At 49.4% G+C, this 26,029-nt stretch carries 19 protein-coding genes and 8 tRNA genes; 2 read left to right on the top strand and 25 right to left on the bottom strand.

Annotation, left to right across the window (positions count from 1 at the left end; all coding sequences use genetic code 11):
* Window positions 1-57 precede the first annotated feature (57 nt).
* A complete protein-coding gene (locus WH45_RS05475) occupies window positions 58-2,238 on the bottom strand; it encodes a RelA/SpoT family protein (RefSeq protein ID WP_046213392.1) in 2,181 nt (726 codons plus the stop codon).
* A gap of 436 nt (window positions 2,239-2,674) precedes the next feature.
* Here WH45_RS05475 and uraA point away from each other — a divergent pair, with 436 nt between their 5' ends.
* Window positions 2,675-3,994: a uracil permease gene (gene uraA / locus WH45_RS05470; protein WP_046213391.1), complete on the top strand. Its 1,320-nt coding sequence runs from the start codon at window positions 2,675-2,677 to the stop codon at window positions 3,992-3,994.
* A 256-nt stretch (window positions 3,995-4,250) separates the two neighbouring features.
* Window positions 4,251-5,303 carry a bifunctional transcriptional activator/DNA repair enzyme AdaA gene (locus WH45_RS05465; RefSeq protein ID WP_046213390.1) on the top strand — a complete coding sequence of 351 codons (1,053 nt, stop codon included), beginning with the start codon at window positions 4,251-4,253 and terminating at the stop codon, window positions 5,301-5,303.
* Window positions 5,304-5,713: 410 nt separating this feature from the next.
* Here WH45_RS05465 and WH45_RS05460 read toward each other — a convergent pair whose 3' ends face one another.
* The 24 genes from WH45_RS05460 to WH45_RS05350 all read right to left on the bottom strand — a co-directional run bounded on the left by WH45_RS05460 (window position 5,714) and on the right by WH45_RS05350 (window position 25,885).
* Window positions 5,714-6,907 (bottom strand): cation:proton antiporter, encoded by a 1,194-nt coding sequence (locus tag WH45_RS05460; RefSeq protein WP_046213389.1) that lies wholly within the window; start codon window positions 6,905-6,907, stop codon window positions 5,714-5,716.
* A 2-nt stretch (window positions 6,908-6,909) separates the two neighbouring features.
* Window positions 6,910-7,404 (bottom strand): cation:proton antiporter regulatory subunit, encoded by a 495-nt coding sequence (locus WH45_RS05455; RefSeq protein ID WP_046213388.1) that lies wholly within the window; start codon window positions 7,402-7,404, stop codon window positions 6,910-6,912.
* 512 nt (window positions 7,405-7,916) lie between these two features.
* Window positions 7,917-8,435 carry an adenine phosphoribosyltransferase gene (locus WH45_RS05450; protein WP_046213387.1) on the bottom strand — a complete coding sequence of 173 codons (519 nt, stop codon included), beginning with the start codon at window positions 8,433-8,435 and terminating at the stop codon, window positions 7,917-7,919.
* A 27-nt stretch (window positions 8,436-8,462) separates the two neighbouring features.
* Entirely contained in the window at window positions 8,463-10,877 is a 2,415-nt protein-coding gene (gene recJ / locus WH45_RS05445) for a single-stranded-DNA-specific exonuclease RecJ (RefSeq protein ID WP_046213386.1), read from the bottom strand.
* 11 nt (window positions 10,878-10,888) lie between these two features.
* The gene (locus tag WH45_RS05440; RefSeq protein WP_046213385.1) at window positions 10,889-11,875 is read right to left on the bottom strand and encodes a cation diffusion facilitator family transporter; all 987 of its coding nucleotides are present in this window, start codon (window positions 11,873-11,875) and stop codon (window positions 10,889-10,891) included.
* A 76-nt stretch (window positions 11,876-11,951) separates the two neighbouring features.
* Window positions 11,952-12,863 (bottom strand): protein translocase subunit SecF, encoded by a 912-nt coding sequence (gene secF / locus WH45_RS22760; protein WP_052723629.1) that lies wholly within the window; start codon window positions 12,861-12,863, stop codon window positions 11,952-11,954.
* Window positions 12,853-14,337, bottom strand: coding sequence for a protein translocase subunit SecD (gene secD / locus WH45_RS22755; protein ID WP_052723628.1), 1,485 nt, complete (start codon window positions 14,335-14,337; stop codon window positions 12,853-12,855). Before secD ends, secF begins: the two co-directional genes overlap by 11 nt.
* Window positions 14,338-14,552: 215 nt before the next feature.
* Complete coding sequence (locus WH45_RS05430) at window positions 14,553-14,837, bottom strand: post-transcriptional regulator (protein WP_324292918.1); 285 nt, start codon at window positions 14,835-14,837, stop codon at window positions 14,553-14,555.
* 153 nt (window positions 14,838-14,990) lie between these two features.
* Window positions 14,991-16,310, bottom strand: coding sequence for an ArsB/NhaD family transporter (locus tag WH45_RS05425; RefSeq protein WP_162198437.1), 1,320 nt, complete (start codon window positions 16,308-16,310; stop codon window positions 14,991-14,993).
* 215 nt (window positions 16,311-16,525) lie between these two features.
* Window positions 16,526-16,843 carry a preprotein translocase subunit YajC gene (yajC, locus tag WH45_RS05420; RefSeq protein WP_046213382.1) on the bottom strand — a complete coding sequence of 106 codons (318 nt, stop codon included), beginning with the start codon at window positions 16,841-16,843 and terminating at the stop codon, window positions 16,526-16,528.
* Window positions 16,844-16,976: 133 nt separating this feature from the next.
* Window positions 16,977-18,116, bottom strand: coding sequence for a tRNA guanosine(34) transglycosylase Tgt (gene tgt / locus WH45_RS05415; protein ID WP_046213381.1), 1,140 nt, complete (start codon window positions 18,114-18,116; stop codon window positions 16,977-16,979).
* 159 nt (window positions 18,117-18,275) lie between these two features.
* Window positions 18,276-19,304 (bottom strand): tRNA preQ1(34) S-adenosylmethionine ribosyltransferase-isomerase QueA, encoded by a 1,029-nt coding sequence (gene queA, locus WH45_RS05410; protein ID WP_046213380.1) that lies wholly within the window; start codon window positions 19,302-19,304, stop codon window positions 18,276-18,278.
* 6 nt (window positions 19,305-19,310) lie between these two features.
* Window positions 19,311-21,431 (bottom strand): SpoIID/LytB domain-containing protein, encoded by a 2,121-nt coding sequence (locus WH45_RS05405; RefSeq protein WP_235338295.1) that lies wholly within the window; start codon window positions 21,429-21,431, stop codon window positions 19,311-19,313.
* A gap of 960 nt (window positions 21,432-22,391) precedes the next feature.
* Window positions 22,392-23,408 carry a Holliday junction branch migration DNA helicase RuvB gene (ruvB, locus tag WH45_RS05400; protein ID WP_046213379.1) on the bottom strand — a complete coding sequence of 339 codons (1,017 nt, stop codon included), beginning with the start codon at window positions 23,406-23,408 and terminating at the stop codon, window positions 22,392-22,394.
* Between the two features lie 89 nt (window positions 23,409-23,497).
* The gene (ruvA, locus tag WH45_RS05395) at window positions 23,498-24,115 is read right to left on the bottom strand and encodes a Holliday junction branch migration protein RuvA (protein WP_046213378.1); all 618 of its coding nucleotides are present in this window, start codon (window positions 24,113-24,115) and stop codon (window positions 23,498-23,500) included.
* Entirely contained in the window at window positions 24,112-24,615 is a 504-nt protein-coding gene (ruvC, locus tag WH45_RS05390; protein WP_046213377.1) for a crossover junction endodeoxyribonuclease RuvC, read from the bottom strand. Before ruvC ends, ruvA begins: the two co-directional genes overlap by 4 nt.
* 491 nt (window positions 24,616-25,106) lie before the next feature.
* Window positions 25,107-25,180: transfer RNA gene (locus tag WH45_RS05385), tRNA-Pro, on the bottom strand.
* Between the two features lie 6 nt (window positions 25,181-25,186).
* Window positions 25,187-25,266: transfer RNA gene (locus tag WH45_RS05380), tRNA-Leu, on the bottom strand.
* A gap of 27 nt (window positions 25,267-25,293) precedes the next feature.
* Window positions 25,294-25,370 (bottom strand) — tRNA-Arg (locus tag WH45_RS05375).
* Between the two features lie 5 nt (window positions 25,371-25,375).
* Window positions 25,376-25,450: transfer RNA gene (locus WH45_RS05370), tRNA-Gly, on the bottom strand.
* Window positions 25,451-25,551: 101 nt separating this feature from the next.
* A tRNA-Asp gene (locus tag WH45_RS05365) sits at window positions 25,552-25,627 on the bottom strand.
* A gap of 7 nt (window positions 25,628-25,634) precedes the next feature.
* Window positions 25,635-25,708: transfer RNA gene (locus WH45_RS05360), tRNA-Met, on the bottom strand.
* A 21-nt stretch (window positions 25,709-25,729) separates the two neighbouring features.
* A tRNA-Val gene (locus tag WH45_RS05355) sits at window positions 25,730-25,805 on the bottom strand.
* Window positions 25,806-25,813: 8 nt separating this feature from the next.
* Window positions 25,814-25,885: transfer RNA gene (locus WH45_RS05350), tRNA-Glu, on the bottom strand.
* Between the last annotated feature and the right edge of the window lie 144 nt (window positions 25,886-26,029).

The raw sequence follows: 26,029 nt of genomic DNA, 5'->3' as shown, positions 1-26,029 counted from the left end.
CGCTATGCTGCCGGGATTGGCTCCTCTGTTCAAACTGTCATTCACTGAAAAAGCGGTTTATTGCATAATACGGTGCACGGTGTAGACATCCTGCACACGCTTGATTTTATCCACGACCGACTGCAGATGATCGGTATTGCGAATCATGATGGTCATATGGATCATGGCCATTTTGTTTTTATCGGAGCGTCCGGAGACGGCAGAGATATTGGTCTTGCTCTCTGCAACGGTCTGCAGTACTTCATTGAGCAGTCCACGGCGATCATGACCGGTAATCTCGATATCCACATTGTAATTTGCTTCCACTGCAGATTCCCATTCCACTTCGATGATGCGTGCCGCTTCGCTGTTGTCGCTCACATCCGGTACATTGGTACAGTCGCTCCGGTGAATGGAGACGCCGCGACCGCGGGTAACATAGCCGACAATATCGTCGCCCGGTACCGGATTACAGCATCGTGCAAACCGAACGAGCAGATTGTCCACACCCTTGATGCTGACACCATGGGTCGGACGGCTGCGCTTCTGCTGTTCCGGCGCACTTTTCACTTCCTTGATCTGGGAAGTCAGCTCGATAATGCTCGCTTCTTCCTGCTCTCGGCGCATCTTTTCGGTCAGACGCGTACAGATCTGGGCAGCGGTGATACCGCCAAATCCGATGGCGGACAGCATATCCTCGATATCATGGAAAGCAAATTTCTTGCCGACTTCGGACAATTTGTCATCGGTCAGCCAGACGGAAGCTTCGAGGTTGAGACGCTTCATCTCGCGTTCGAGCGCATCCCGGCCTTTTTGTACGTTTTCTTCACGTTTTTCCTTTTTGAACCACTGCTTGATTTTGCTGCGTGCATGGGAAGACTGCGCGATTTTCAGCCAATCCTGGCTGGGTCCATAGGAATGCTTGGAAGTCAGAATCTCAATAATATCACCGGTCTTGAGACGGTGATCGAGCGGTACGATCCGGCCGTTGACCTTGGCACCGATCGTCCGGTTACCGACTTCGGTATGAATCCGGTAGGCAAAATCGAGCGGAACCGAGCCATTGGGCAGCTCGATCACTTCGCCTTTTGGTGTAAATACAAACACGAGATCAGAGAAAAAGTCCATTTTGAGGGATTCCACGAACTCCGAAGCGTCCTGTGCTTCATGCTGCAGCTCCAGAATCTCCTTGAAAAAAGGAACCTTATTCTCGATATTGCCGCCAGTGGAGCCTTCCTTGTATGCCCAGTGGGCCGCGATACCGAACTCGGCGGTGCGGTGCATATCCCATGTACGAATCTGCACTTCGGTTGGCTCTCCCGTAGGGCCGACCACCGTCGTGTGCAGAGACTGATACATATTCGTTTTGGGCATGGCGATATAATCTTTGAATCGGCCGGGCATCGGCTTCCACAAGGTATGGATAATACCGAGTGTTGCATAACAATCTTTGATATTATCGACGATAATCCGGATCGCCAGCAGATCATAGATTTCATTGAACTGCTTGTTTTTGGTTGTCATTTTCTGATAGACGCTGTAAATATGCTTCGGACGTCCGGACAGATCCGCTTCAATGCCCATTTCCTTGAGTTTCTCGCGAATACGGTCAATGACGTTCTCGATGTACTGCTCCCGTTCTGCACGTTTTTTGTGCATCAGGTTGGCAATACGGTAGTACTGCTGGGGGTTCAGATAACGAAGTGCGATATCCTCCATCTCCCATTTGATCGCGGAAATACCGAGACGGTGAGCGACCGGACAGAAAATCTCCAGCGTCTCATACGCAATACGGCGCTGGCTCTCTTCGGACTGGAACTTGAGCGTACGCATATTGTGCAGACGATCCGCCAGCTTGATCACGATGACGCGGATATCCTGCGCCATCGCGATAAACATTTTGCGGTAGTTCTCGTTCTGCTGTTCTTCCTTGGAACGGAACTTGATCCGCTCCAGCTTGGTCAGACCGTCGACCAGCATCGCACAATTATCGCCGAACCGGCTGCGGATTTCCTCCAGGGATACGGTGGTATCTTCAACAACATCATGCAGAAGCGCCGCAATGATGGAGATGGTGTCCATCTCCATGCCGACGACAATATCTGCAACTGCCAATGGATGCAAAATATAAGGTTCTCCAGATTTACGCACCTGTCCATGATGGGCCTGATCGGCGAACTCATAGGCTTCTTTGATGCGTTCAAGATCCTTCTCTTTAATGTAGGCGGACGCCTTTTCAAGTAATCGCTCTATGCCCATGGAATCGTTGTCGTATCCTTTCTATTCATGAATAACATTCAAGGCTCTCTTGCCTTAAATGTAATGAAAATGGTCTGTATCTATAAGGTAACATGTAGAATTACTATACTCTCTACAGGGTAAAAGCCGAATATTTAGCGAAATGGTTGTCCTTTATTACAAGCATGTTCAGAAGCTGCTGCTGTATACATCAGGCTTCGGCCGCATGAAAATTCAAAATGGAACCTGTTCATGCTTGCTGCGGCAACAGGTCCCGGAAAGGGGTTTCCTATAATTATGCCTCTTGCGCATAGCCGCGTCAACCGTATTAAATGAAGGGTTCATAAAGAATTGACCCCCTTTTGAAAATCGTTATTGAAAAAACCATGCAAACTCTTTAAGCTATTAAGGATGCAACGAAGAGAAGAGGAAATATAGATATGAAGGAGTGGATACATTGCAGCGTGAAATTCAGGTAAATGAGAAATTGCCGCTCGGGCCCGGGTTGCTGTTAAGCTTGCAGCATCTTTTTGCCATGTTCGGAAGTACGGTACTGGTGCCCAATCTGTTCAAGGTCGATCCGGGGATGATTCTGCTCATGAACGGCATCGGGACACTGCTGTATATCTGGATCTGTCGGGGGAGAATTCCTGCCTATCTCGGTTCCAGCTTTGCGTATATTGCACCGGTCTCACTCGTACTGACACAGCACGGGTATAATGACGCCGGTTATTCGCTTGCACTGGGTGCTTTTATCGTCACAGGCATTATTTTTATCATCGTGGCCCTGATTGTAAAATTTGCCGGGACACGCTGGATTGATATCGTGTTTCCACCGGCAGCGATGGGAGCAATCGTCGCACTGATCGGTCTGGAGCTGATTCCGGTAGCGGCGCAGATGGCCGGCTTTATCGCACCGGCAGGTGCCGATGCAGCGACATGGACGCCGGATATGAAAGTGATTACGCTGTCCCTGGTTACGCTCGGAGTGACGCTGATCGGTGCGGTTACTTTCCGCGGCTTCCCCAAAATTATACATATTCTGATCGGTATTGTAGTGGGTTATGCCCTCTCCTTCCCACTGGGGCTGATCGATACGACAGCGATTCGCAGCGCCAGTCTGCTGCAGGTACCGCATGTGGTGACGCCTTCGTTTAACTGGTCGGTTATTCTGACGATCATTCCGGTCGCACTAGTCGTTATTGTCGAACATATCGGTCATCTGCTCGTTACCGGCAATATCGTCGGCAAAAATCTGTCCAAAGACCCCGGACTGCACCGCTCCCTGATGGGGAACGGGATATCGACCATCCTGTCCGGATTTGTCGGTTCTACACCGAATACCACTTACGGTGAGAATATCGGTGTAATGGCTCTGACACGTGTCTATTCGGTCTATGTAATTGGCGGCGCAGCTGTCATCGCGATTCTGCTTTCCTTTTCCGGTACGTTCACCGGTACGGTAGCAGCGATCCCGGCTCCGGTCATGGGCGGCGTGTCACTGCTGCTGTTCGGCGTTATCGCCGCTTCCGGTCTGCGCATTCTGGTGGAGCAGAAGGTCGATTACTCCAAAGCGCAAAATATGCTGCTGACCACAGTCGTACTGATTACCGGCCTGAGCGGCGCAACGATTACGCTTGGTTCTGTACAGCTCAAAGGAATGGCACTGGCGACTATCGTCGGTATCCTGCTCAGTCTGTTCTTCCGCATTTTGCAAGTGACAGGCTTGTCCAATGACAAAAATGAAGAGTCCCCTCCGGCAAAAATTCCGGATTGATTCGTCCGGTTATCGGCAATCGGGTATTCGGGTATTCAGGTATTCAGCAGTGTAAGCAAATGGAATACCTGGGCTGAATGAATCGGCAAGCCAAAAAAAGACTGTCCTTTTAGAGGGCAGTCTTTTTGTTGTAAGCTTTCCAGAATAATCTTCTATCTATAACCATATCAATATCAATGCCTGAATTTCGGCGATGGATCGCAGCAGCACAGGTTATAATAGAGCCATCCCACATTGATAAGAAGAAGGTGTATTGATGAATCCCATTACACGCGACGATGAATATTACCAAGCTTTATTGGAGAAAAATTCGAAGTATGAAGGATTGTTCTATGTCGGCGTCCGAACAACCGGTGTATTCTGCCGACCTACCTGCCCAGCGAGAAAGCCCAAATTCGAGAACTGCGAGTTTTTTGGAAATGCGCAGCAGGCACTGCTCGCCTCCTACCGTCCCTGCCAGCGCTGCCGTCCGCTTTCGCACCCGAATCAGGTATCCGATATCGTGCGACTGCTGGTCGAAGCGGTCGAGCAGCAGCCGGACAAGCGTTGGAGAATGGCTGACTTCCAGGCCTTATCAGTAGATGAGTCTACGGCACGCCGTCAATTCAAAAAGCGGTTCGGCATGACTTTTGTGGAATATGCCCGTGCCCGCCGTATGGGACTGGCACTCAAAAGTATTCGCTCCGGGCAAACCGTGATCGACAGCCAGCTGTCCAGCGGGTACGAATCAAGCAGCGGCTTCCGCGATGCCTTTTCCCGTATTATGGGCGCTGCACCTACGCAGATCACCGAAGGTGCTATACTGCGGGCAGCATGGATTGATACGCCGCTCGGACCGATGATGGCGATCGCTGACGAACATCGACTGTATCTGCTGGAATTTATTGACCGGCGCGGACTGGAACGTGAAGTCGAGCGGCTGCGCCAGCGTACACGTATGGCGATCATCCCCGGTATGACAGAACCGATACAATCGATCGAGCAGGAAATACAGGCTTATTTTGCCGGGGATCTGAAGAGGTTCCAGACCCCACTGGCCCTGATGGGATCGCCTTTTCAGCAAAGTGTATGGCAGCTGCTGATGAACATTCCGCCGGGCGAGACACGTTCTTATCTCGATCTGGCGCGTGCATTGAACCGCCCTACTGCCTTTCGCGCGGTAGCACAGGCCAACGGGGCCAATCAGCTCGCGATCATCATCCCCTGCCATCGTGTAATTAATACAAGCGGTGAACTTGGCGGCTACGGCGGCGGACTGACGCGCAAGAGCTGGCTGCTGGAGCATGAACGGGCGGGACAGAGCGGATGATCTGGTTGGTATATGTTGCTTTTTAAATAACTGTTTTATGGATGGTTTTTATGGAGTGTTATGGTCTGGGCAGAGCAGAACATTTTCTTTCATTCACTCGCAGTATATATTTCTCACCATAAACCAGACCAAAAGCGCTCAGCGGTAATTACCGTCAGCGCCTTTGGTCTGATTTTATTTGGTATGATTCACTTTTCATTATATTGCTCACTTTTTCAGGATCGGTTCAATCATTCGTTGTATCTGTATTGCATTTCCCCCTGGGATATCCTGGTTCAGCGAACCATCCCAAGCAAGTGATTTTCTTATAATACGATCATTTCAGAATCACTTCTGCGCCGAATTCATGAAGTCACCTCGGCTTACGCATTATAGGAAAATAATTTGCTTCTGTCTCTGGTGATGGAAATTTACTTGTGAAGCCGGAATACTTTGGCTATTCCTTTATAAATGAATTTGGACTCCTTGGTCAGCAGCGGACCGAGAATTGCCAGTATCAATACATAGATCGCGGCAAAAGGCTGCAATATACCGGATAGTGCGCCTGCTGCACCCAGATTGGCGACGATGATGGAGAATTCTCCACGTGACATAATGGTCAGCCCGACATTCGCTGAAGCCTGCGGGGAAAGGTTGGCTGTCTTGCCGGCCAGCATCCCGGCCGTATAGTTGCCGATCATGGTCACGATGACTGCTCCAATGGCAAGCCATATCGCACTGCCTCCCAGCGACAGCGGATCAATCGTTAATCCAAAGCTGAAAAAGAACAGAGCACCAAAGAAATCACGGAACGGTAAAATAATCTTCTCGATCCGGTGCATATGCGAAGTCTCGGCGAGTACCAGCCCGACCAGCAGCGCGCCAATCGCTTCAGCGACGTGGATCGTTTCGGAGAACCCGGCAATCAGGAACAGTGCCGCAAAAATAACACACATGAATATTTCATTGGACGGAATATTTAGCAGCCTATTCAGCAGCGGCACGGCCTTGCGTCCGACGATAAGAATAAGCAGCATATACCCGAGTGCTATTCCGGCAGACAGCAGAATGCCACCAATCGAAGTCGCTCCACTGAGCAGCAGTCCGGACAGAACCGACAGATAGACGGCGAGGAATACATCTTCGAACATAATGATGCCGAGAATCATTTCCGTCTCCGCGTTGACGGTACGCTTCAGATCCACCAGCACCTTGGCAACGATCGCACTGGATGAGATGGTCGTAATACCGGCGATCACCAGAATTTCCTTGAGCTCGAATCCGGTGAGCCAGCCAAACAGCAGACCCAGCGTAAAGTTAATGCCGATATAAATGGTTCCGCCTATGGCAATCGAGCGTCCTGCCTTGACCAGCCGACCTACCGAGAATTCGAGTCCCAGATAGAACAGCAGGAAAATGACACCGATTTTGCCCATAAATTCGATCAGTTCCGCACTCTGGATAAACCGGAAGTCCACAATCCCGAATACCGGAGCATGCGGACCGACGGCCATCCCTGCAAGAATGTAGAAAGGGACGACCGAGAAGCGCAGCTTGGAAGCGAGCAGCCCTGACAGTGCAACGAGCAGTACAGCGATTCCGATTTCAAATACGATGTAGTCCATACTCAGCCGCCCCCTCTCTCAAGCAGCTGTTTCAGCGACTGAATATCATTGCGCTCACCGGCAATGACCAGTGTGTATCCATCCTGCAGTACGTACTCCGGCCCGGGACTGATTTTCTGCTGTACCGATTCCAGGCTGGCGATAATCACAGTTCCTGTATTCTCACGAATAGCGAGCTCACCAATACTTTTACCGATACAGTTCATACCTTTCCGGAGCTTGTACCATTCGATGCTCAATTTGGAAATCGATAATTCCACCTGCTCCAGCGCAGTCGGCTGGTAACTCATGCCACCGATAATGCTGGCCACCTGACGGGCCTCCCGATCATTGAGCGTCATCACCAGCTCATGATCGTCCGGGCTTGTCGGAGAGCTATGGTAGACCTCCCGTTTGCCATCTTCATGTACAACGATCGCCACCTTCTCGCGATCATCGGTCTCCACCATAAATTTCCTTCCAATACCGGGCAAGTCCGTCTCACGAATAATAGCCATACTTTCCCCTCCTTTTTCTCTAAGTTAACATTGTCATAGGATATGCATTCATACTGTCACACCCATGCCATGCCTCTCTACACTATACGTACCGGATGCAGGACAGTTTCAGGAAAAAGGCGATTTTCGGTCATTTTTGTTCAAAAAACGCCAAAAAAGGTGATTTTCGAAAAATGGAATTTGAGATCAGGATAGCTTCTTGCATACCTGCTTCAACATAATGCATTACTTTTACGTCTCATAAACGTACCGATTTCTACCTTTACCTATTATTCATTCCAGTGCTAGGACGCAGCTGCACAAGACCTTTCCGGATACGAACCTGCGAGAAATATAGTGAGGAAGCAAAAAAGAGCATAAAGCAGAGGACACCTCCAGCTTTATGCTCTTTCCAAATTATTCGTGTATACATTTCCGCTTCTGCTGTTTACCAGCTGGTCGACAATCTATGCTCTGTTGTACGTCAAGCCGTACGGATCAGAGACAGCTGTCATTCCCCGGGAAATTCCCGATCAGAACGGATATTGTGTCAGTGTGAATACTTCCACATCCGGCAGTTTCTCACGGCCATTCAGATCCTGCAGCTCGATCATGAAAGCTGCGCCAACCACATTACCGCCGACTTGACGGATCAGGTCAACACAGGTTGCGATCGTGCCGCCTGTTGCGAGCAGATCATCCGCGATCAGTACGTTCTGGCCTTCCTGAATTGCGTCCACATGCATAGCCAGCACATCTTTGCCGTATTCCAGTGCATACTCGGCCTGGATGGTTTTGTAAGGCAGCTTGCCTGTTTTACGAATAGGAATAAAACCTACGCCCAACGCGTAAGCCAGCGGCGCTCCAACGACAAAACCGCGTGCTTCCGGTCCGGCAATCACATCGATTTTCAGTTCTTTGACCAGCTTTTTCAGCTCTTCGATCGATTGCTTGTAGGCTTCACCATTTTGCAGCAGGGTTGTAATATCTTTAAAACTGATTCCTTCCTGCGGAAAATCCGGAATCACACGAATATGCTCTTTAAAATCCAAAAAAATCTCCTCCTAAAAAAATATCAGTTATGATGCGCCTTGCATGCGGGAAATCATCCATGAAGTTAATTGCGGCAGATCACTTTCACATAACATATATTCCATTTCAGCCAGTTCGCCAAGTTCCCGGTACAGCTGTGAGCTGTCGAGCGGACGTCTTACCGGAGCATTATTCAGCATCACCCGTCCATCCTGACGGATAATAAACTCCAGTTCCTCGAACACTTCCAGCATCATCTGTACCATTCTCACCGAGCTGGAGGTTTTTTGACTCAGATAGGGAATCAGCTTCGCTTCCTCCGCGATTGTCTCGCTGGATTTGACAAGCCACCCGTATATCAGTTTAAAACGGTCCCGGTCGGGTATTTGCAGACGTTCCTGCTGTTGCGGCCGATCATGAAGCAGGACGATATTTTCAAGAGAAGTAAACCGTTCGAAAATAGAATCCAGCTGCTCGATATGCGCCGGTAATGATAACAGACATAATGTGCGTATAGCTTCTGCCCCATACTGTGTGGAGACATGATTGCAAGCTGCGATATCAACTTTTCTATCATAACCCCAAAGGGATACATCCGACAATTGGGTTTTTAAAGTTTCCACCCGATCTGCGCTGCACAGTACACCCAGCTGACCGGTATCTACGCCCATATAGCGGGACCATTTTTGCCGCAGTGCCTTCAGATTCTGTTCCCATTGGCCGGAGCCGCGGCGGTCCCAGACCTGCAGACCGGGTACAGCCAGATCCTGCACCATCAGCTGCGGCTTGCGGTTGCCGCGCCATTCATTGATGCTTGTCTCTGCCAGCAGATCGATCCGATCGCCCTCGGTCAGCAGTTCGGCCAGCTCTCCTTTGCCAAAAGCGACGCCTTCCATCATCGTACCATCCTGCTCCACAACCAGCCGCAGATGATCCTGCGTCTTGCCGATCGCTTTGGCCTGGGTCACCGTTACTCCGCGCAGCACAATGCGCGGCAGCGGATTGGACATGCCAAATGGTGCCAGCTGATCCAGCTCCTCAATCGCGTTCAGAGTCAGCTGATTCAGCGTACACTCATTATCTGCCTCTGTCTGGGGAGTCAGGTCTTCCTCGGTAAGCATCCCGGCTGCCCGTTCATTCAGACGCTGGCGGAAAGCTTCCAGCTGATCCCGGTGCAGGCTCATCCCTGCTGCCGACGGATGACCGCCAAAATGATCCATGACATCCGCACAATCCAGCAGCGCCTGATAAATGTCGTAAGCCGGAATCGAACGTGCAGACCCTTTGCTCATGCCAGTCTCCGGGTCGGTTCCCAGTACAATTGTCGGCCGGTAATAACGATCCAGCAGCTTGGACGCCACAATTCCAACGACGCCGGGATTCCAGCCTTCACCCGCTACAACGATAACATGAGGTATCTGCCCATTATTACGGGCTTTCTCAGCTTCCAGCGTGGCGACCGCTTCCTGCACCATCCGGTTCACCAGATCCTGACGCTCTTTGTTCAACTGATCCAGCTCAAAGGATATCTGATCCGCCTCTGCCTGATTCGTTGTAGTCAGCAGCTCTACCGCTCGCTTGGCATGTTCCATCCGTCCACTGGCATTGATGCGTGGTGCCATGGCAAAGGCGATATGGGTAGCCGACATTTGCGCCGGATCGATGGCTGCAATATTCATCAGTGCCCGCACACCGGCAAAAGCACTGTTTTTCATTCGCTCTACACCGGTACGGACCATCATCCGGTTCTCGTCTTCCAGGGGCATCAAGTCGGCTACCGTGCCGATCGAGACAATCTCCAGCCATTCTTCCGGGACATGGTCCTTGCCCAGCAGCGCTTGTGCCAGCTTGTAGGCTACGCCTACGCCCGCCAGTCCCTTGAATGGGTAAGGACAGTACGGAAGCTTCGGATTCACCAGTGCGCAGGCTGCAGGCAGCTCTGCCGGCGGCTCATGGTGGTCCGTTACGACCACATCGATCCCCAGCTCTGCCGCATAGGCGATCTGGGATACCGCACTGATGCCTGTATCCACCGTTACGATCAAAGTAACGCCTTGCTGATGCGCCTGATCGATCGCATGATTATGCAGTCCGTATCCTTCCTTGGAACGATGTGGAATATAAATATCGTAATCGGCCTGCATATGGCGCATCAGCTGAATCATTAGCGATGTACTGGATACACCGTCCGCATCATAATCGCCATAGATCCATATTTTCTCGTTCGCCGATAATGCCTGGCGTATCCGCTGGGCCGCTTCTTTCATACCGGCCAGCAAATAGGGATCGTGGGATAGACTGCGGCTGCCGGACAGGAATTCTGCCGCCTCTGCCTCTCCCGTATAACCCCGGCCTGCCAGCAGCGATGCTGTCAGCTGCGAGATGCCCAGCTTTGCACTGAGTTCCCGGGCAGCTGCCGGATCGGGATGATGTATATTCCAGTGATATTGTGAATGAATCATGATGTGCCTCCTTAATGAATCATGCCGTCGCCGGACCGGTCCCGGCTCTGTGTCCATTCGTAATTGGACTTGTACGGGTAACCGCCGGTATATGGCAGCACCTGCACCTCCACACTGCTCACATGAGCAAACCGGGTTAGCAGCAGGTTTTTGGCATAGTCTGCAATTTCAGCTGCAGCCTGTACACTGATCTGGGGATTAACCCCTATTTTCAAATGAATACGAACCCCGTCTCCGTACTCCTGGGCTTTTAGATCTTCAATCGTAATCACGCCCTGCACACGCTGTACCGTCTCCATAAAATCAGCCGCATCCTCGCGCTCCCTTTCCTGGACGAGCGATCCATAGACCGTCTGCCGGGCCATTCGATACCCTTGACGCCAGAGAATGATCGAGACCAGAATGGCAGACACCGGCTCTACATAATACAGCTTATCGATCTGCAATTCCAGTGCGGCAATCGTACCGAGCATACCTGCCAGTACGAGAATGGAGGAATACAGCGAGTAACGGTGCATATCGATCTCTTCGACGAGTCTGGATGTTCTCTGCTTTTTGGCATATCGGTACCGATAGCGAAACAGCGCTTCATTCACCGCCATCGCGAGAAAGACAATCACAATTGCGTACGGCTTGGGATCAGGCATCGTCTCCGACATCAGATCACGGACTGCCGAAATGGCAATCTCCAGACCGCCGAGCAGCAGCAAAACGGTTAGCAGCAGGCTGGTAAACGGAAATGCCGCTTTGTTACGACGTTCCTTAACCGCCGTCTGATCTCCTTGTTCCCTGCGCCGCTTTGCACGCTGGTGGTTTTTGGACAGACGTTCGGCCAGACTGCTGACCGCACTGGAGGCGGTATAGAGCGCATCTCCCATCAGTGCCTTGTTGCTGGCCGCATAAGCGGTGACTGCTTTGACGACAGCCAGTATCAACCCGGCCAGTATGGAGGTCCAGAATACCTTTTCCTGCTGACGGATATCGTTATTTCTCACCATACTTCCTCCTAAGACAAGATGAAGCCGCGTCGGTATGAGGACCAGGACGCGGCTTCAGGCAGGCTAGCTTGCGATGTTAGGCCGTCGTCTTTGACGGTGCTTTCGCTTTTGGTTTCTGTCTGTTTTTGAGTACCAACCACAGCGGGCTTGCGATAAAGATCGAAGAATACGCTCCGAAAGCAAGACCGATCATCATAGCCAGCGAGAACATGCGGATGGACTCACTACCCAGGATGAACAACAGCAGACAGGCAATGAATACAGTCAGTACCGTATTCAGGGAGCGTGTCATCGTCTGAGAGATACTCTTGTTTACGAGATCGGCAATATCTCCACGTTTCTTTTGTTTGGAGAAACGCAGGTTTTCCCGGATACGGTCAAAGATAACGATCGTATCATTCAGGGAATAACCGATAATCGTCAGTACAGCAGTGATAAAGGTCAGATCCACTTCCAGACGGAAAATGGAGAAGATCGAGATAACCAGGAATGCATCATGCAGCAGGGCTACAACCGCCGCTACCGCAAAACGCCACTCAAACCGGATCGTTACATAGATAATGATTCCAAGGCTGGCAAGCAGGACTGCCCACAGCGCGTTACGCTCCAGCTCTTTGGCAATCGTTGGGTCAACGGTATTGACTTCAAAGGAAGCACCGCTGTCCAGCTGCTTGTTGAATGCCTGTTTCAGTTGATTTTCCTGTGTATCGGTCAGTACGGTCTCAAAACGAATGGACATCCGTCCGTCTCCACCGATATTGATACTTGGATCCTTGCCGAGATTCAGGCTGTCTACTACAGGCTTTACCTGCTCTTCCGTCAATGTCTTGGTCAATGTCACATCGACATTGGAACCGGAACGGAAGTCAACGCCATAATTTAATCCCGCGACTGCCAGAGAGATAATACCGGCAATCGTTAGGATAATAGAGAATGTATAAAAATACCGGCTCAACTTAACAAAGTTATAATTCCACTTAAAGCGCATTGCGTTCACTCTCCTTTACGCCAAAATACTCCGGTTTGTTAACCAGTTTCCCTTTAACGAGCAGGGACAGCAAAAAGCGGGAGAAGAACACGTTCGTGATTATACTTACCAGAATGTTGAAAATCAGTACCAGTGCAAAACCTCTTACAGCACCCGTACCCAGTGCAAACATTACTGCAGCTGCAATAATCGTTGTTACGTTCGCATCCATAATCGTGCTGAGTGAGCTTCTGCTACCTGCTTTGAATGCGGATGGAATGCTCTTGCCGTTACGAATCTCATCCTTGATTCGCTCATAGGTAATGATATTTGCATCGACTGCCATACCCACCCCGAGAATAAAGGCTGCGATACCCGGAAGGGTCAGGGTGAAGTCGCCAGCGATAAAGATCATAAGAGTCAGCCATACATAAGTAAGGATACTGAATCCGGCGATCAGACCGGGAATACGATATACCAGAATCATAAATATCAGAATGATGATGGAAGCTACTACTCCGGCTTTTACTGTCTCGTTAAGCGACTGTTGACCGAGCGAAGCTCCTACACTCTGTGAATAGATTTCGGTCAGTTTTAGCGGCAGTGCGCCCAGATTGATCTGGTCTTTAAGCTGCTGTGCTTCCTCCACCGTATAGCTGCCGGAAATGCTGGCTTTACCATCTGTAAGTTCAGCTCTTACTGTTGGTGCGGACAGCAGTTGACCATTCAGGAAAATGCCCAGCGGCTGATTGATCAGACGTTTGGTAATTTCGCCGAATTTCTTGGCATCTTTCACTTCAATGGTGATTTCAGGCTGCTGCAGTGAGTTATACACCACAGATGCGCCGTTTTCCTTGAAGTCATCACCCGTCAATTCCACTTTACAGTAGATTTTGGTCGGGTCTTCATTGGCATAAGTATTTTCTGTAGCCGTCGTACCGGCTCCAGTGTCAGGAGTGACCGTCACTCCCTGCGGCAATCCTTCGGTTTGTGCGGATACTGCATTGGCATCCGAGGATTTGCTATCGGTACTACTCGTTTTGTCTGCAGCTTTGGTATCCTCTGCAGCTTTGGATTTGCTAGCGTCCTGGCCTTGTTTTTGCGCAGGCGCACTTCCGGCATTCTGCGAAGCGTCCGTTGAACATCCATCCATACTGCGGAATGTCAGTTCAGCCGGTTCTTTCATGGTCTGACGGACAGTAGCTTCATCCGTAACACCGGCGATTCTCAGACGAATACGATCCGTACCCTCTGTTGTGATTTCCGGCTCACTTGTACCAAGGGCATTGGCACGCTGTTCCAAACTTCTTGCAGTCTGTGTCAGAGATTCTCTGGTGACTGCTTCCCCCTGCGTGGTTGGCGTAGCCTGATACAAGATTTCGAAACCGCCTTTAAGATCCAATCCCAGACGGATGTCTTTAAATAGCGGGGTCGTGGCGCCGATAATACCGGTCACGACAAGTATGACGACTACGAAGCTGATGATTCTTTTCATCCCGTATGTGGTTCCCCTTTCATTCTCAATATTCCTATTATAGCGATGCGGCAAATGACAGTCAATTTACCAGTGGTCGGCAAAACAAACAAGCTGATGCCCGTCAAACACCGGCCCAGCTTATCCTTGGTCCAATGGGTTCATACAATCTGCCTGCGAACAAACCTTACCATCTGTCAGGCAATATGCGCAATACCATATTTCCTGACACAGCATTATCCGAGAAATGGAGGCTTGAATTCTTGGGTATCCGCACTCTCCATTTTCTTATAGGAAGACATCGTCAAATAATGCATCAGCTGATTCGGTTTCATCGACAAAATGTCATTGACCAGCTCATGCAGACGGGGCATGCCCTGCTTTTCATACTTGTTGTTCAGGCAGTCCCAGAGTTCATCCGAGGTCAGCTGCTCATACCCCAGCATCGCGAATTCTTCTATTTTGCTCTGGCAGAGCGAGTCAATCAGTTCCGTCAATTCCGCATTGCTTAATTCTTCCATGTCCACCAGCTACCTTCCCGTTGCTTATCGCTTATTCATATTGGACTGCTGTCATTCAGTCTTATGAACTGTACAGGTTACACATTCTTCAACTGTACCCTAATTCCTGCCAGCCGCCTAGTATAATACACATAATAATGAGGAAATTTCTGGTTACAGCAAAATGGCATACAGATACCATGACGCAATCCCTAACGAAATCAGTGTCAGCGGCAGACCCACTCGCAGAAATTCCAGATAGCCCAGGCGCTGCTGACGACGATCTGCCATTGAGGCAGCGATCAAGCCTGCAGCAGAGCCCAGCAGTGTACCACTGCCTCCCACGCCTGCACCGATCGATAGTGCCCACCATAGTGGGTTAATGACTGCCGGTGTAGAAGCATCCATTTGCATAGCCGTCTCCTGAACCATTGGAATCATGACTGCAATCCATGGCATATGATCCATCACTGCAGACAGCAGACCAGTTATCCATAGCAGAATCAGTGCAATCCAGGACATACTGCCGTTCGTCAGCTCGATCAGATAACGTGCCCCGACCTGAATCCAGCCAGTCTCCACCAATCCGCCCGCCAGAACAAACAAGCCTGCAAAAAACAACAGTGTATCCCATTCCAGATGACGTAGCACCGACAATGGCTTTGCCCCAAGCGAGATGGCAGCCAGCAGCATAAGAACCGCTCCGGCGGCTGCAACCAGGGATAACCGCATATCCAGCCATGATCCGATAATCAAGCCTGCAATCACGAGTACAAAGACCATCAAGACGACAAAAGCGAGTTTGCGATTCTCAATGGAACTCTTCATTTTCTGTTCCAGTTTTATTGTGCTTCCCGTATGCCAGGCAGTTCGAAAGCTTTTCCAGTACAACAGCACGATCAGCAGCAGATTTACTGCCAGCAAAAGCAGCATGAGAGGTCCCAGCACAGTCACAAAGGACACGAATGTCAGCTGTGGATTGGCCGTACCGATCCAGATATTGGCCGGATTGCCGATCAGAGTTGCCGTGCCGCCAATATTGCTTGTAATTACTGCTGCAATCAGAAAAGAAGCCGGATGCATCTTCAAAAGATTGGTTATCGTCAAGATCAGCGGTACCATCAGGATAATGATGGTGATATGATCCAACAGCGCCGCTCCCAGAGCCGTCCACAGCATCAGAACAATAAAAATCGCCAGTGGATTGCTGCGTGTCCACTTCAGACTGTGGACGGCGGCATAATGAACAAGACCGCTGCGGCTGATCACACCTGCAATCACCAGCATACTCATCCAGAGCAGGAGTGTATCCCAGTTGATGTGCATTGTATAGGCATTTTTCCATTGAACCAGACCGAGCAGCAGGAACAGCACCGCTCCAATCACCGCAATCATCGCCCGATTCAGCTGATCCGTCATCCATATCGCATATATGATTAGAAAAATGACAATAGCCGCCGTTGGCTGCCATGTCAGCATTTCTGGTATTTGCACAAGACACATCCTTTCTTCGTTCCTTTATCCAGTCCAAGCTCTTATATAAAAAGATTTCTGTACAGGCTCAGTTCAATTCCCTATGATAATGAATTTTATTCGGGATAGCAAAGCCTAATTGACAGCAGCAGCCATAAAAAAAGCAGACCTGCAGGCAGGTCCGCTTCTTATGACTACACTATAGATGAATCGGTTCCGAAATCAACCGGATATCCTTAGACTTTGGCAGCTGGAGCTGTGTCTTTGGCTGTCGCATGGCTGATTGCCGAACGATCAAATGTCAGCTTGGTGACATCGTTTACACGAAGTACAACAATATCGTCTGTGATTTCAGTGATCGTACCGTGCAGACCACCGATAGTTACCACTTTGTCGCCTTTGCCGAGTGTGTTCAGCATCAGGTTGCGCTGCTTTTGTTTCTTTTGCTGAGGACGAATCAGCAGGAAATAGAATACAACAAACATCAATACAAATGGAACGATAGCTCCCAAAATTCCGGTACCGCCACCAGCGGCTGCTGCTACATTAAACATGGTATTGCCCCCTTTTTGATATAAACCGGGGACCGGAATTCCGGTTCCCGAAGTGTTTCCGTTTGTTGATCGGCCAAATATACAGCGATTATCCGGTGCATCATCCGATGTTCTTTATGATGTAAAGATCGGCTTAGAAGCCTTTATCATTATCATGCAGTCCATATTGCGTGAAGAATTCATCACGGAAATCAAGCAGACGGTCATCCATGATCGCCTGGCGTACATTTTTCATCAGGTTAAGCAGGAAGTGCAGATTGTGATACGTAGTCAGTCGCAGACCAAAAGTCTCGTCCGCTTTGATCAGATGACGCAAATACGCGCGTGAATAATTACGGCAGGTGTAGCAGTCGCAATTGGGATCAAGCGGTCCAAAGTCTCTGGCATACTTGGCATTACGTACAACAACACGGCCTTCACTGGTCATTGTGGTACCATTACGCGCAATTCGTGTAGGAAGTACACAGTCGAACATATCCACACCACGAATAGAGCCCTCGATCAGTGCATCGGGTGAACCGACGCCCATCAGATAACGAGGCTTGTTACCCGGCAAAAATGGCATTGTGTATTCCAGAGCTTCATACATTAAATGCTTGGGCTCCCCAACACTCAGTCCACCAATAGCATACCCCGGGAAATCCATCGAAGTCAAATCAAGTGCGCTCTGACGGCGCAGGTCTTCATGCATACCGCCCTGCACAATCGCGAACAGTCCCTGATCCTGTGGACGGGCATGACTATTCAGGCAGCGCTCGGCCCAGCGGGTCGTGCGTTCAAGCGACTTCTTCACATAGTCATACTCTGCCGGATAGGGCGGACATTCATCAAATGCCATCATAATATCGGAACCGAGTGCATTTTGAATCTCCATAGCCACTTCAGGTGACAGGAACAGCTTATCCCCGTTCAGATGCGAGCGGAAATGAACGCCCTCCTCAGTAATTTTGCGCATTTCACTAAGACTGAATACCTGAAAGCCGCCGCTGTCTGTCAGAATCGGACGATCCCAGTTCATGAACTTGTGCAGTCCGCCTGCTTCCTTGATCAGATCATGGCCGGGACGCAGAAACAGATGGTACGTGTTGCTGAGAATGATATGCGCATCCATTTCCTTGAGCTCTTCCGGGCTCATCGTTTTTACGGTCGCCTGGGTGCCTACAGGCATAAAAGCAGGTGTCTCAATCACACCATGCGGAGTATGAACCCGTCCAAGCCGGGCTCCTGACTGTTTACAGGTTTTGATATGTTCGTACGTTATAGGTCCAGACATAATATTTATTCTCATCCTTCTGGTGATTTAATAGGCAAAGCAGATAGGACCGGCAGTACCGGTCCTGCGATCAACCGACATTTAATTATAACGGAGCAACCCTATTAAGCACAATATATGTTCGTACTGATATATTTATTATTTACAATCGTTCATTCATTAATAAATGAACATTGCATCCCCAAAGCTGAAGAATCGGTATTCCTGTTCAATCGCCGCCTGGTAGGCAGCCATAATATGCTCTCGTCCGGCAAGCGCACTTACGAGCATGACCAGCGTGGATTTCGGCAAATGGAAATTGGTAATCATCGCATCCACCAGACCAAAAGTATGCCCCGGATAAATAAAGATCTGTGTCCATCCGCTTGCAGCTTCCAGCGGACGATCCTGAAAATCACGTGCCACCGTCTCCAGCGTACGCGCTGAAGTGGTACCTACCGCAATCACCCGGCCGCCGCGAGCTTTGGTCTCGTTCAGCAGCTTCGCCGTCTCGGCAGGCAGAGAGTAATACTCTTCATGCATCACATGCTCTTCGACTGTCTCTGCACTCATCGGACGGAATGTTCCGAGACCGACATGCAGCGTCACAAAGCCGATCTGTACCCCTTTTGCCCGGATCTGATCCAGCAGTTCTGTCGTGAAATGAAGACCGGCTGTAGGTGCAGCTGCAGAACCTTCATTTTTGGCATATACCGTCTGATAACGTTCACGATCGTCCAGCGTTTCCTTGATATAAGGAGGCAGCGGCATTTCTCCCAGACGGTCCAGAATCTCCTGGAAAATTCCTTCATACCGGAAGGATAACACGCGCATCCCCATATCGCCTTCTTCTTCAATCACCGCTTCCAGTTCATCACTGAAATGAATGACCGCGCCGGTTTTGATCTTTTTGCCCGGCTTGACGAGCGCTTCCCAGCGGTCACCTTCCAGCTGGGTCAGCAGCAAAACCTCTGCTTTGGCTCCGGTATCCTTTTTGGTTCCGAACAGACGCGCCGGGATTACCCGTGTATCGTTCAGAATCAATGTATCTCCCTCATTGAAATAGTTAATAATATCAGCAAAATGCTCATGCTGCACTTCACCGGTTACTTTATTCAGCGTCAACAGACGGGAAGCTGTCCGCTCTTTGAGAGGTACCTGCGCAATCAAATGCTCCGGCAGGTCAAAATCATACATATCCACTTTCATCTTCATTTATCCTTTCGTAATTACTGCACCTTTATAATAATGCTGTAAAATTTCTTTATAACCAAAACCCTTGTCAGCCATGCCTTTGGCACCCCATTGCGACAGCCCCAGTCCATGGCCATTACCGCGTCCGGTGAACAGAAAGCCTCCCGGCTCGGTGACACGAGCGTTTCCGTCACCGTTCATAATGACGGTGGATGAAGTGCCTTTACCCTGTCCCGAGGCTCCCAGAATGACTACTCCTGCTGCAGGCAATTCATTCTGACTGCTGCCGGCGCCGATTACCGTATATTTCTCGGTATGCACCACATCGAATAATGTACTTGGCAGACCATTCAGTGCCGAGCGGAACATATCCGGATACTTCACATTCACGACGCTTCCATTGACCTTAATCTCCGTCACACGCCCGGATGGGCCGCGTTCGCTGACCTGAATGGAAGTAATCGTAGATGGCAGACTGGATGCTGTTTTACCTTTCAGGGCAGACAACAGCTGGGCAGATGTATACGGACCACGAATCCATTCATAGCTGTTGGATTCCGGTACGATTTCCAGCACAACCGCCTGATCTCCCGGATTCAGCTGGGCGACCGCTTTGACGCTGTTTTGTACGACCGGCAGTTCGCGTACATTGGTGTTTTTGGCAGTCACCGTCATGTAATCCAATCCAGCCTCGGTCTGCTTGCCTGCAAGCTTGGCGTTATCTTCCCGGATATAACCGGAATCACCGTTATTCAGCAGTACATGATACCATTTTTTGAGATTGGCCTGTGCGGCTGCATCCCCATCAGATATGACGCTGACATAGGCATCTCCGCTGCCTTTCCATACTTCCGAATTATCGGCGCTCATCCCGCCGGCATTGGCGGAGAAAATGGTCTCCAGCACCTTATTATTTTTCATGACCAGTTCGCCGGCCGTATCATCCACCGCTTTGATAATACGCTTGTCCTCTGCACTGACTCCATTATATGCCTGGCTGAGCGTGCCATCGACCACATCCGCTATTTTAAACCGTGATGTGCCTTCCTGGGAGCGAGCATAACTGCGTGCTGCCACAGCCTGTGCTTTGAGCGCTTCTGCAGGCCAGGAAGCAGATACCTCGCCCCCTACGACAGAATAGAGATAATCTTCCATCGGCAGTACATTGATCCAGGCGAGCTGTCCGTTATAATTACTAATTTCAAAGTCGCCGCGGTAAGAACGGGCAGAACGTTCGGTGACCTGGGTGCCGGCATCGCTTCCTTTGAGTCGTATCACCGCTTTACTGCCGCTTACGATATAATGATCGACCGGGGAAGGACTCGTAATGCTTGAAGTTACATTTTGCCGGATGATCAGAGCCGACTCGGTGCTGCTTACGGTTGTCAAAGACACATCAGGCAGTACTGCCGCCGCAGCAGCCTTTACAGCGCCAAGACCGGCACTGTTCGCCTCCTCGCCTACCCATACATTATAAGTAAGCTGTCCACTGCTGTGCGTGAGGGCGATAAACGCATCCAGCCCGGCATTTTGTGCAGCAGCCAATGCCGATTGTGCCTGAGCTTCACTCCCATAACTGCCAGCAGACAGATGCATACTGCCTTTGACAGAGGGCGTCTGACCGCTCAGCAGGGAACGTACCGTTGAACTTACACGGGAAGCTGCCGTGGCAGCATTCGCTTCGGTAGCATACATGCCGGTGTACAGCTGATAGACCGTACTGCCGTTTTTGGAAGAAGTAAATACGATCGGTTTGTCGCTTGTAGGCTGCAGCAGTTTGATCCCTGCTGCTGCAGTGGAGAAATCGGAAGTCTCCAGTACTTTGACCCGATACCCATCAATGCCAAAGCTTGCCTGCTTCCCGATCGTCAGCCAGGAATCAAACGTCTTGCCGTTCATCTCCCCCAGTTCCAGATCGCTTGCAGATTTCACATTCACGACGGGCACGATGGAGGTATACGTACTGCCACCATTAAAAAATATCCCGACCCGTATCTCATCATCTGCTGCTCCTGCTGCATAAGAAGGTGCCGCATAGCCGATTATAAGCACTGCTGCGAGCGCAAGTACGCCTGCTGTACGTACAGCCATTTTGCGCAGCGCCGAACCGTAACTGCGGCTGTACTTGTGCTGGTTTGCCATTTTGGCATGCCGTCTACAGGGTTCTGAGGCGGCACAAGACTGTACTTCTAATCGTTCCTGTGTACAATCAGAATCATGATCAACCTGTACCGGATAGTGACCTTGCGCCAAGCTATGCATATCCAGTTGACCATCTGGATGACTGTGATTACTCCTGATCGGCTCCTCCTGAGATCGTCTCTGCAATATTGCAAATTTTGCCATCGTCATCTTCCTTTCCCTGTGCTCCAAAAAGATCCTCATGGATCATTCAGCAGACTCTTCATACACCATTCACATTTCATCGTGCATTGACTAACTTTTATGAGATATCGACTGCACCCTATAACACGTCAATTGAAATTCATAACATATTGAGTATCTTGGCTGATCCATCAATTGACTTTATAGATACCAAGCTGGTCAGCAAATAATCCAATATATATTAGCGCACAACGATCTCAAGGTCCATTACCGACTACTCACTACTCACTACTCACTACTCACTACTCACTACTCACTACTCACTACTCACTACTCACTACTCACTACTCACTACTCACTACTCACTACTCACTACTCACTACTCACTACTCACTACTCACTACTCATTATACGCAGGAACAGCATAAATGACTTGCTGCCCGGTCCAAACGATTAAATAACTATTTTCAAATCCTTATACAAGTCTATTCCAAAAGTACAGACTCCTACAGAACATAGATATCCAACACTATAAAATCACTCCATTGACTACCGGAACGACCACACACATATTAACGATACCATATACATGGATGATACAAATTTATACCTGCAGCACAACTATCCACTACTTACACAAATACGAATATAAATACAAATACAAACAAAATAAAAAACCTGTCATTTATAGAAGATAACACTCTATAAATAACAGGCTTGGCGCTATTCAGAGATTCTATCTACATATCAGAGCCTCTATTATAACATGACTTTTGTTTATTTACCCTTCAAGTCTTCCGGCATGGGTATACCCAGATGACTGTAAGCTTTTGGTGTAACGACACGACCACGCGGAGTACGCTGCAAAAATCCGAGCTGCAGCAGATACGGCTCGTACACATCTTCAATCGTCTGGCCTTCTTCTCCGATCGTGGCTGCAATCGTATCAAGTCCCACCGGTCCACCGCGGAAGCTGTGAATCATCGCTTCCAGCATTTTGTGGTCAATTTGATCCAGTCCGCATGGATCCACCTGCAACATATCGAGCGATTCCGCAGCAATCTCCGGCGTAATGATCCCATCGCCACGTACCTGTGCATAATCCCTTACCCGTTTGAGCAGCCGGTTCGCAATCCGCGGTGTTCCTCTTCCCCGCAGAGCAATCTCTTCGGCAGCATCTCCCAGAATTTCTATTCCCAAAATATCCGCCCCACGGCTAACGATAAAGGTCAGCTCATCGACCGTGTAGAACTCCAAGCGGCTGACTACACCAAATCGGTCACGCAGCGGCGCAGACAGCAAGCCTGCTCTGGTCGTTGCCCCGATCAGTGTAAATGGCGGAAGATCCAGCCGTACCGAACGCGCACTGGGTCCTTTTCCGATCATAATATCCAGTGCAGAATCTTCCATCGCCGGATACAATACTTCTTCCACCGATCGGTTTAATCGATGAATCTCATCAATAAACAGAACATCTCCATCCTGCAGATTGGTCAGCAGTGCTGCCAGATCGCCCGGACGCTCGATTGCCGGTCCGGAGGTCGTACGCAGGTTAACACCCAGTTCATTAGCAATAATGTTGGCAAGTGTCGTTTTACCGAGTCCTGGCGGACCATAGAGCAGCACATGATCCAGTGCTTCACCCCGCATCTTTGCCGCTTCAATATAAATTTTCAGGTTTTCCTTTACCCGGCTCTGACCAATGTACTCTGCCAGGTAACGGGGACGCAGACTGAGTTCCACCGCTTGGTCTTCCATCATCAAGTTAGCCGATATAATGCGGTCATCCGTCATCTTTATCGCTCCCCTCTCATTACATTTCGTATCTCAATCTCTAAAGCGTATATTTATCCCAATTATTATATCCAGTCCAATTCGCTATGTTATCCAGTATACAGCATTTTCAGTGCACGTTTCATTACGGAATCGGCTGTATCTTCCGGGAATACTTCATGCTTCAGTGTTTGCCATATACGATCCAGCTCGGTCTCTGTGTAGCCGAGTGCTTTGAGTCCTTCACGAACTTCCGGCCATACATCTCCTGAAGCAGCCAATGGAGATTCTGCCTGTGCAAATAAACCTGTAGCGATAAGTCCGTCGCCAATACCATCCAGCTTGTCCTTAAGGTCCAGAATCATACGTTGAGCCGTTTTCTTGCCAATGCCGGGCAGCTTGGTCAGGAAAGTAATATTCTCCTGGTAAATGGCTGTAATGACACCTTCCGGAGTGCCACCGCTCAGAATCCCAAGAGCTACCCGTGGACCGATACCCGAGACTTCAATCAATTTACGAAACAGCTTCTGTTCGTCCCGACTTGGAAAACCAAACAACTGTATAGCATCTTCGCGCACATGATGATGAGTGTAGACCGTAATCTCTCCCGTATGCTTGGCCCAGGCAAATGGATTCGGACAAAATACCCGATACCCGATACCATTAATATCCATTACAATATATTCATTCTCGAGATGGACCAGAGGCCCGCGCAAATAATCAATCATTTTTTGAGTACCTCATTTAATTTAGAATTCAATACATAGGAATGGGCATGACACACGGCAACAGCCAGTGCATCCGCAACATCATCCGGCTTTGGAACTTTTTGCAGGTTCAAAAACATTCGTACCATCTCCTGCACTTGTCTTTTTTCTGCTTTACCGTAGCCAACAATAGCCTGTTTGACCTGCATCGGTGTATATTCTCCGATAGGCAGTCCACGCTGTGCAGCCGCCAATATGGAGACGCCCCGTGCTTGACTGACAGACATTGCTGTAGTCACATTCCGACTAAAAAACAGCTTTTCAAAAGCAACAGCGTCCGGCTCATACTTGTCGATCAACTGTATCATAGCTTCATATACATGCACTAGCCGTTCTTCATCCGGTGTATGAGCCTCAGTCTGAATACACCCATATTGAACCGGTGTCAGTTTGCTCCCGTTTTTATCAATAAACCCAAACCCGACAATCGCGATCCCCGGGTCAATCCCCAAAATACGCAAACTTATCTCTCCCTTATTCTGCATTCTAACGATCTATAATTTGCAAATCTTTATTCGTAACAAACTCTCTGAGTGCATATCCGAATCATCTGATAGGCTACACTTCAGCGGCATAGTAATCAGCGATTCACTATGTCTTCATTTCCATGGGGACTGTGCCCTTGTTTACTATGCCTTCATTTACTTTCCAGCAAAATGTCCATGAAAATATCCAATCAATACATGCTAATTAAATCGTTCTCTTCCGTCCATCATACTATATGATAAGCCAAATAGGCGAACATATGTATCATTTTTTTATTATAGCAAAAACAAGTTTACTCAGGCTACGGAACTTTTAAATAAATTCGGTAATAAAATCAGCTTAACAAACTAATAAAAATCAATACCAGTAAATCACCAAATTAATAAAGGAGAAATTTCCGTAAACCTTAGTAAATACTACGATAAAATAAAAAAGCACCACTCTATAAGAGTGATGCTTTTGCATATCGGGATGACACGATTTGAACATGCGACCCCCTGGTCCCAAACCAGGTGCTCTACCAAGCTGAGCTACATCCCGATGATATGCCGGTGAAGGGACTCGAACCCCCACGGTTTCCCTCACGATTTTGAGTCGCGCGCGTCTGCCAATTCCGCCACACCGGCAAATATGTGGTCTTTCAAAATGATAAATGGCGCGCCCTAAGAGATTCGAACTCCTGACCTTTTGATTCGTAGTCAAACGCTCTATCCAGCTGAGCTAAGGGCGCATAAATGGAGCGGACGACGGGAATCGAACCCGCGACCCTCGCCTTGGCAAGGCGATGCTCTACCGCTGAGCCACGTCCGCAAAAAATCTTGTACATCTACATACTGCATTAACTTGATAATCCAATTGATTATCAGCTTTATTTCTCTGGTTAATTCACTGATGAATACCCAAGAAAAAAATGGCGGAACCGACGGGATTTGAACCCGCGATCTCCTGCGTGACAGGCAGGCATGTTAACCCCTACACCACGGTTCCAAAACTATTGCGGGGACAGGATTTGAACCTGTGACCTTCGGGTTATGAGCCCGACGAGCTACCGGACTGCTCCACCCCGCGTCATCATGCAAAAAGTATCTATGGTGGAGACTGAGGGGATCGAACCCCCGACCCTCTGCTTGTAAGGCAGATGCTCTCCCAGCTGAGCTAAGTCTCCATAAATAATGACCCGTAGGGGATTCGAACCCCTGTTACCTCCGTGAAAGGGAGGTGTCTTAACCCCTTGACCAACGGGCCATGGTAATATGCATTATATGCTATACTAACATGTATTTGATGATTCAACAATGATTTTATTGGATACAGAGAGAAAATAATCATTCTGGCGGAGAGAGAGGGATTCGAACCCTCGAGACGCTTGTGACGCCTACTTCCAATCGT

Origin of the sequence: Paenibacillus wulumuqiensis (assembly GCF_000971965.1) — a bacterium.
GTDB classification, from domain to species: Bacteria; Bacillota; Bacilli; order Paenibacillales; family Paenibacillaceae; genus Saccharibacillus; species Saccharibacillus wulumuqiensis.
Note: the sequence above shows the minus strand (reverse complement) of the source record. Positions and strands in the feature narration are given on the sequence as shown.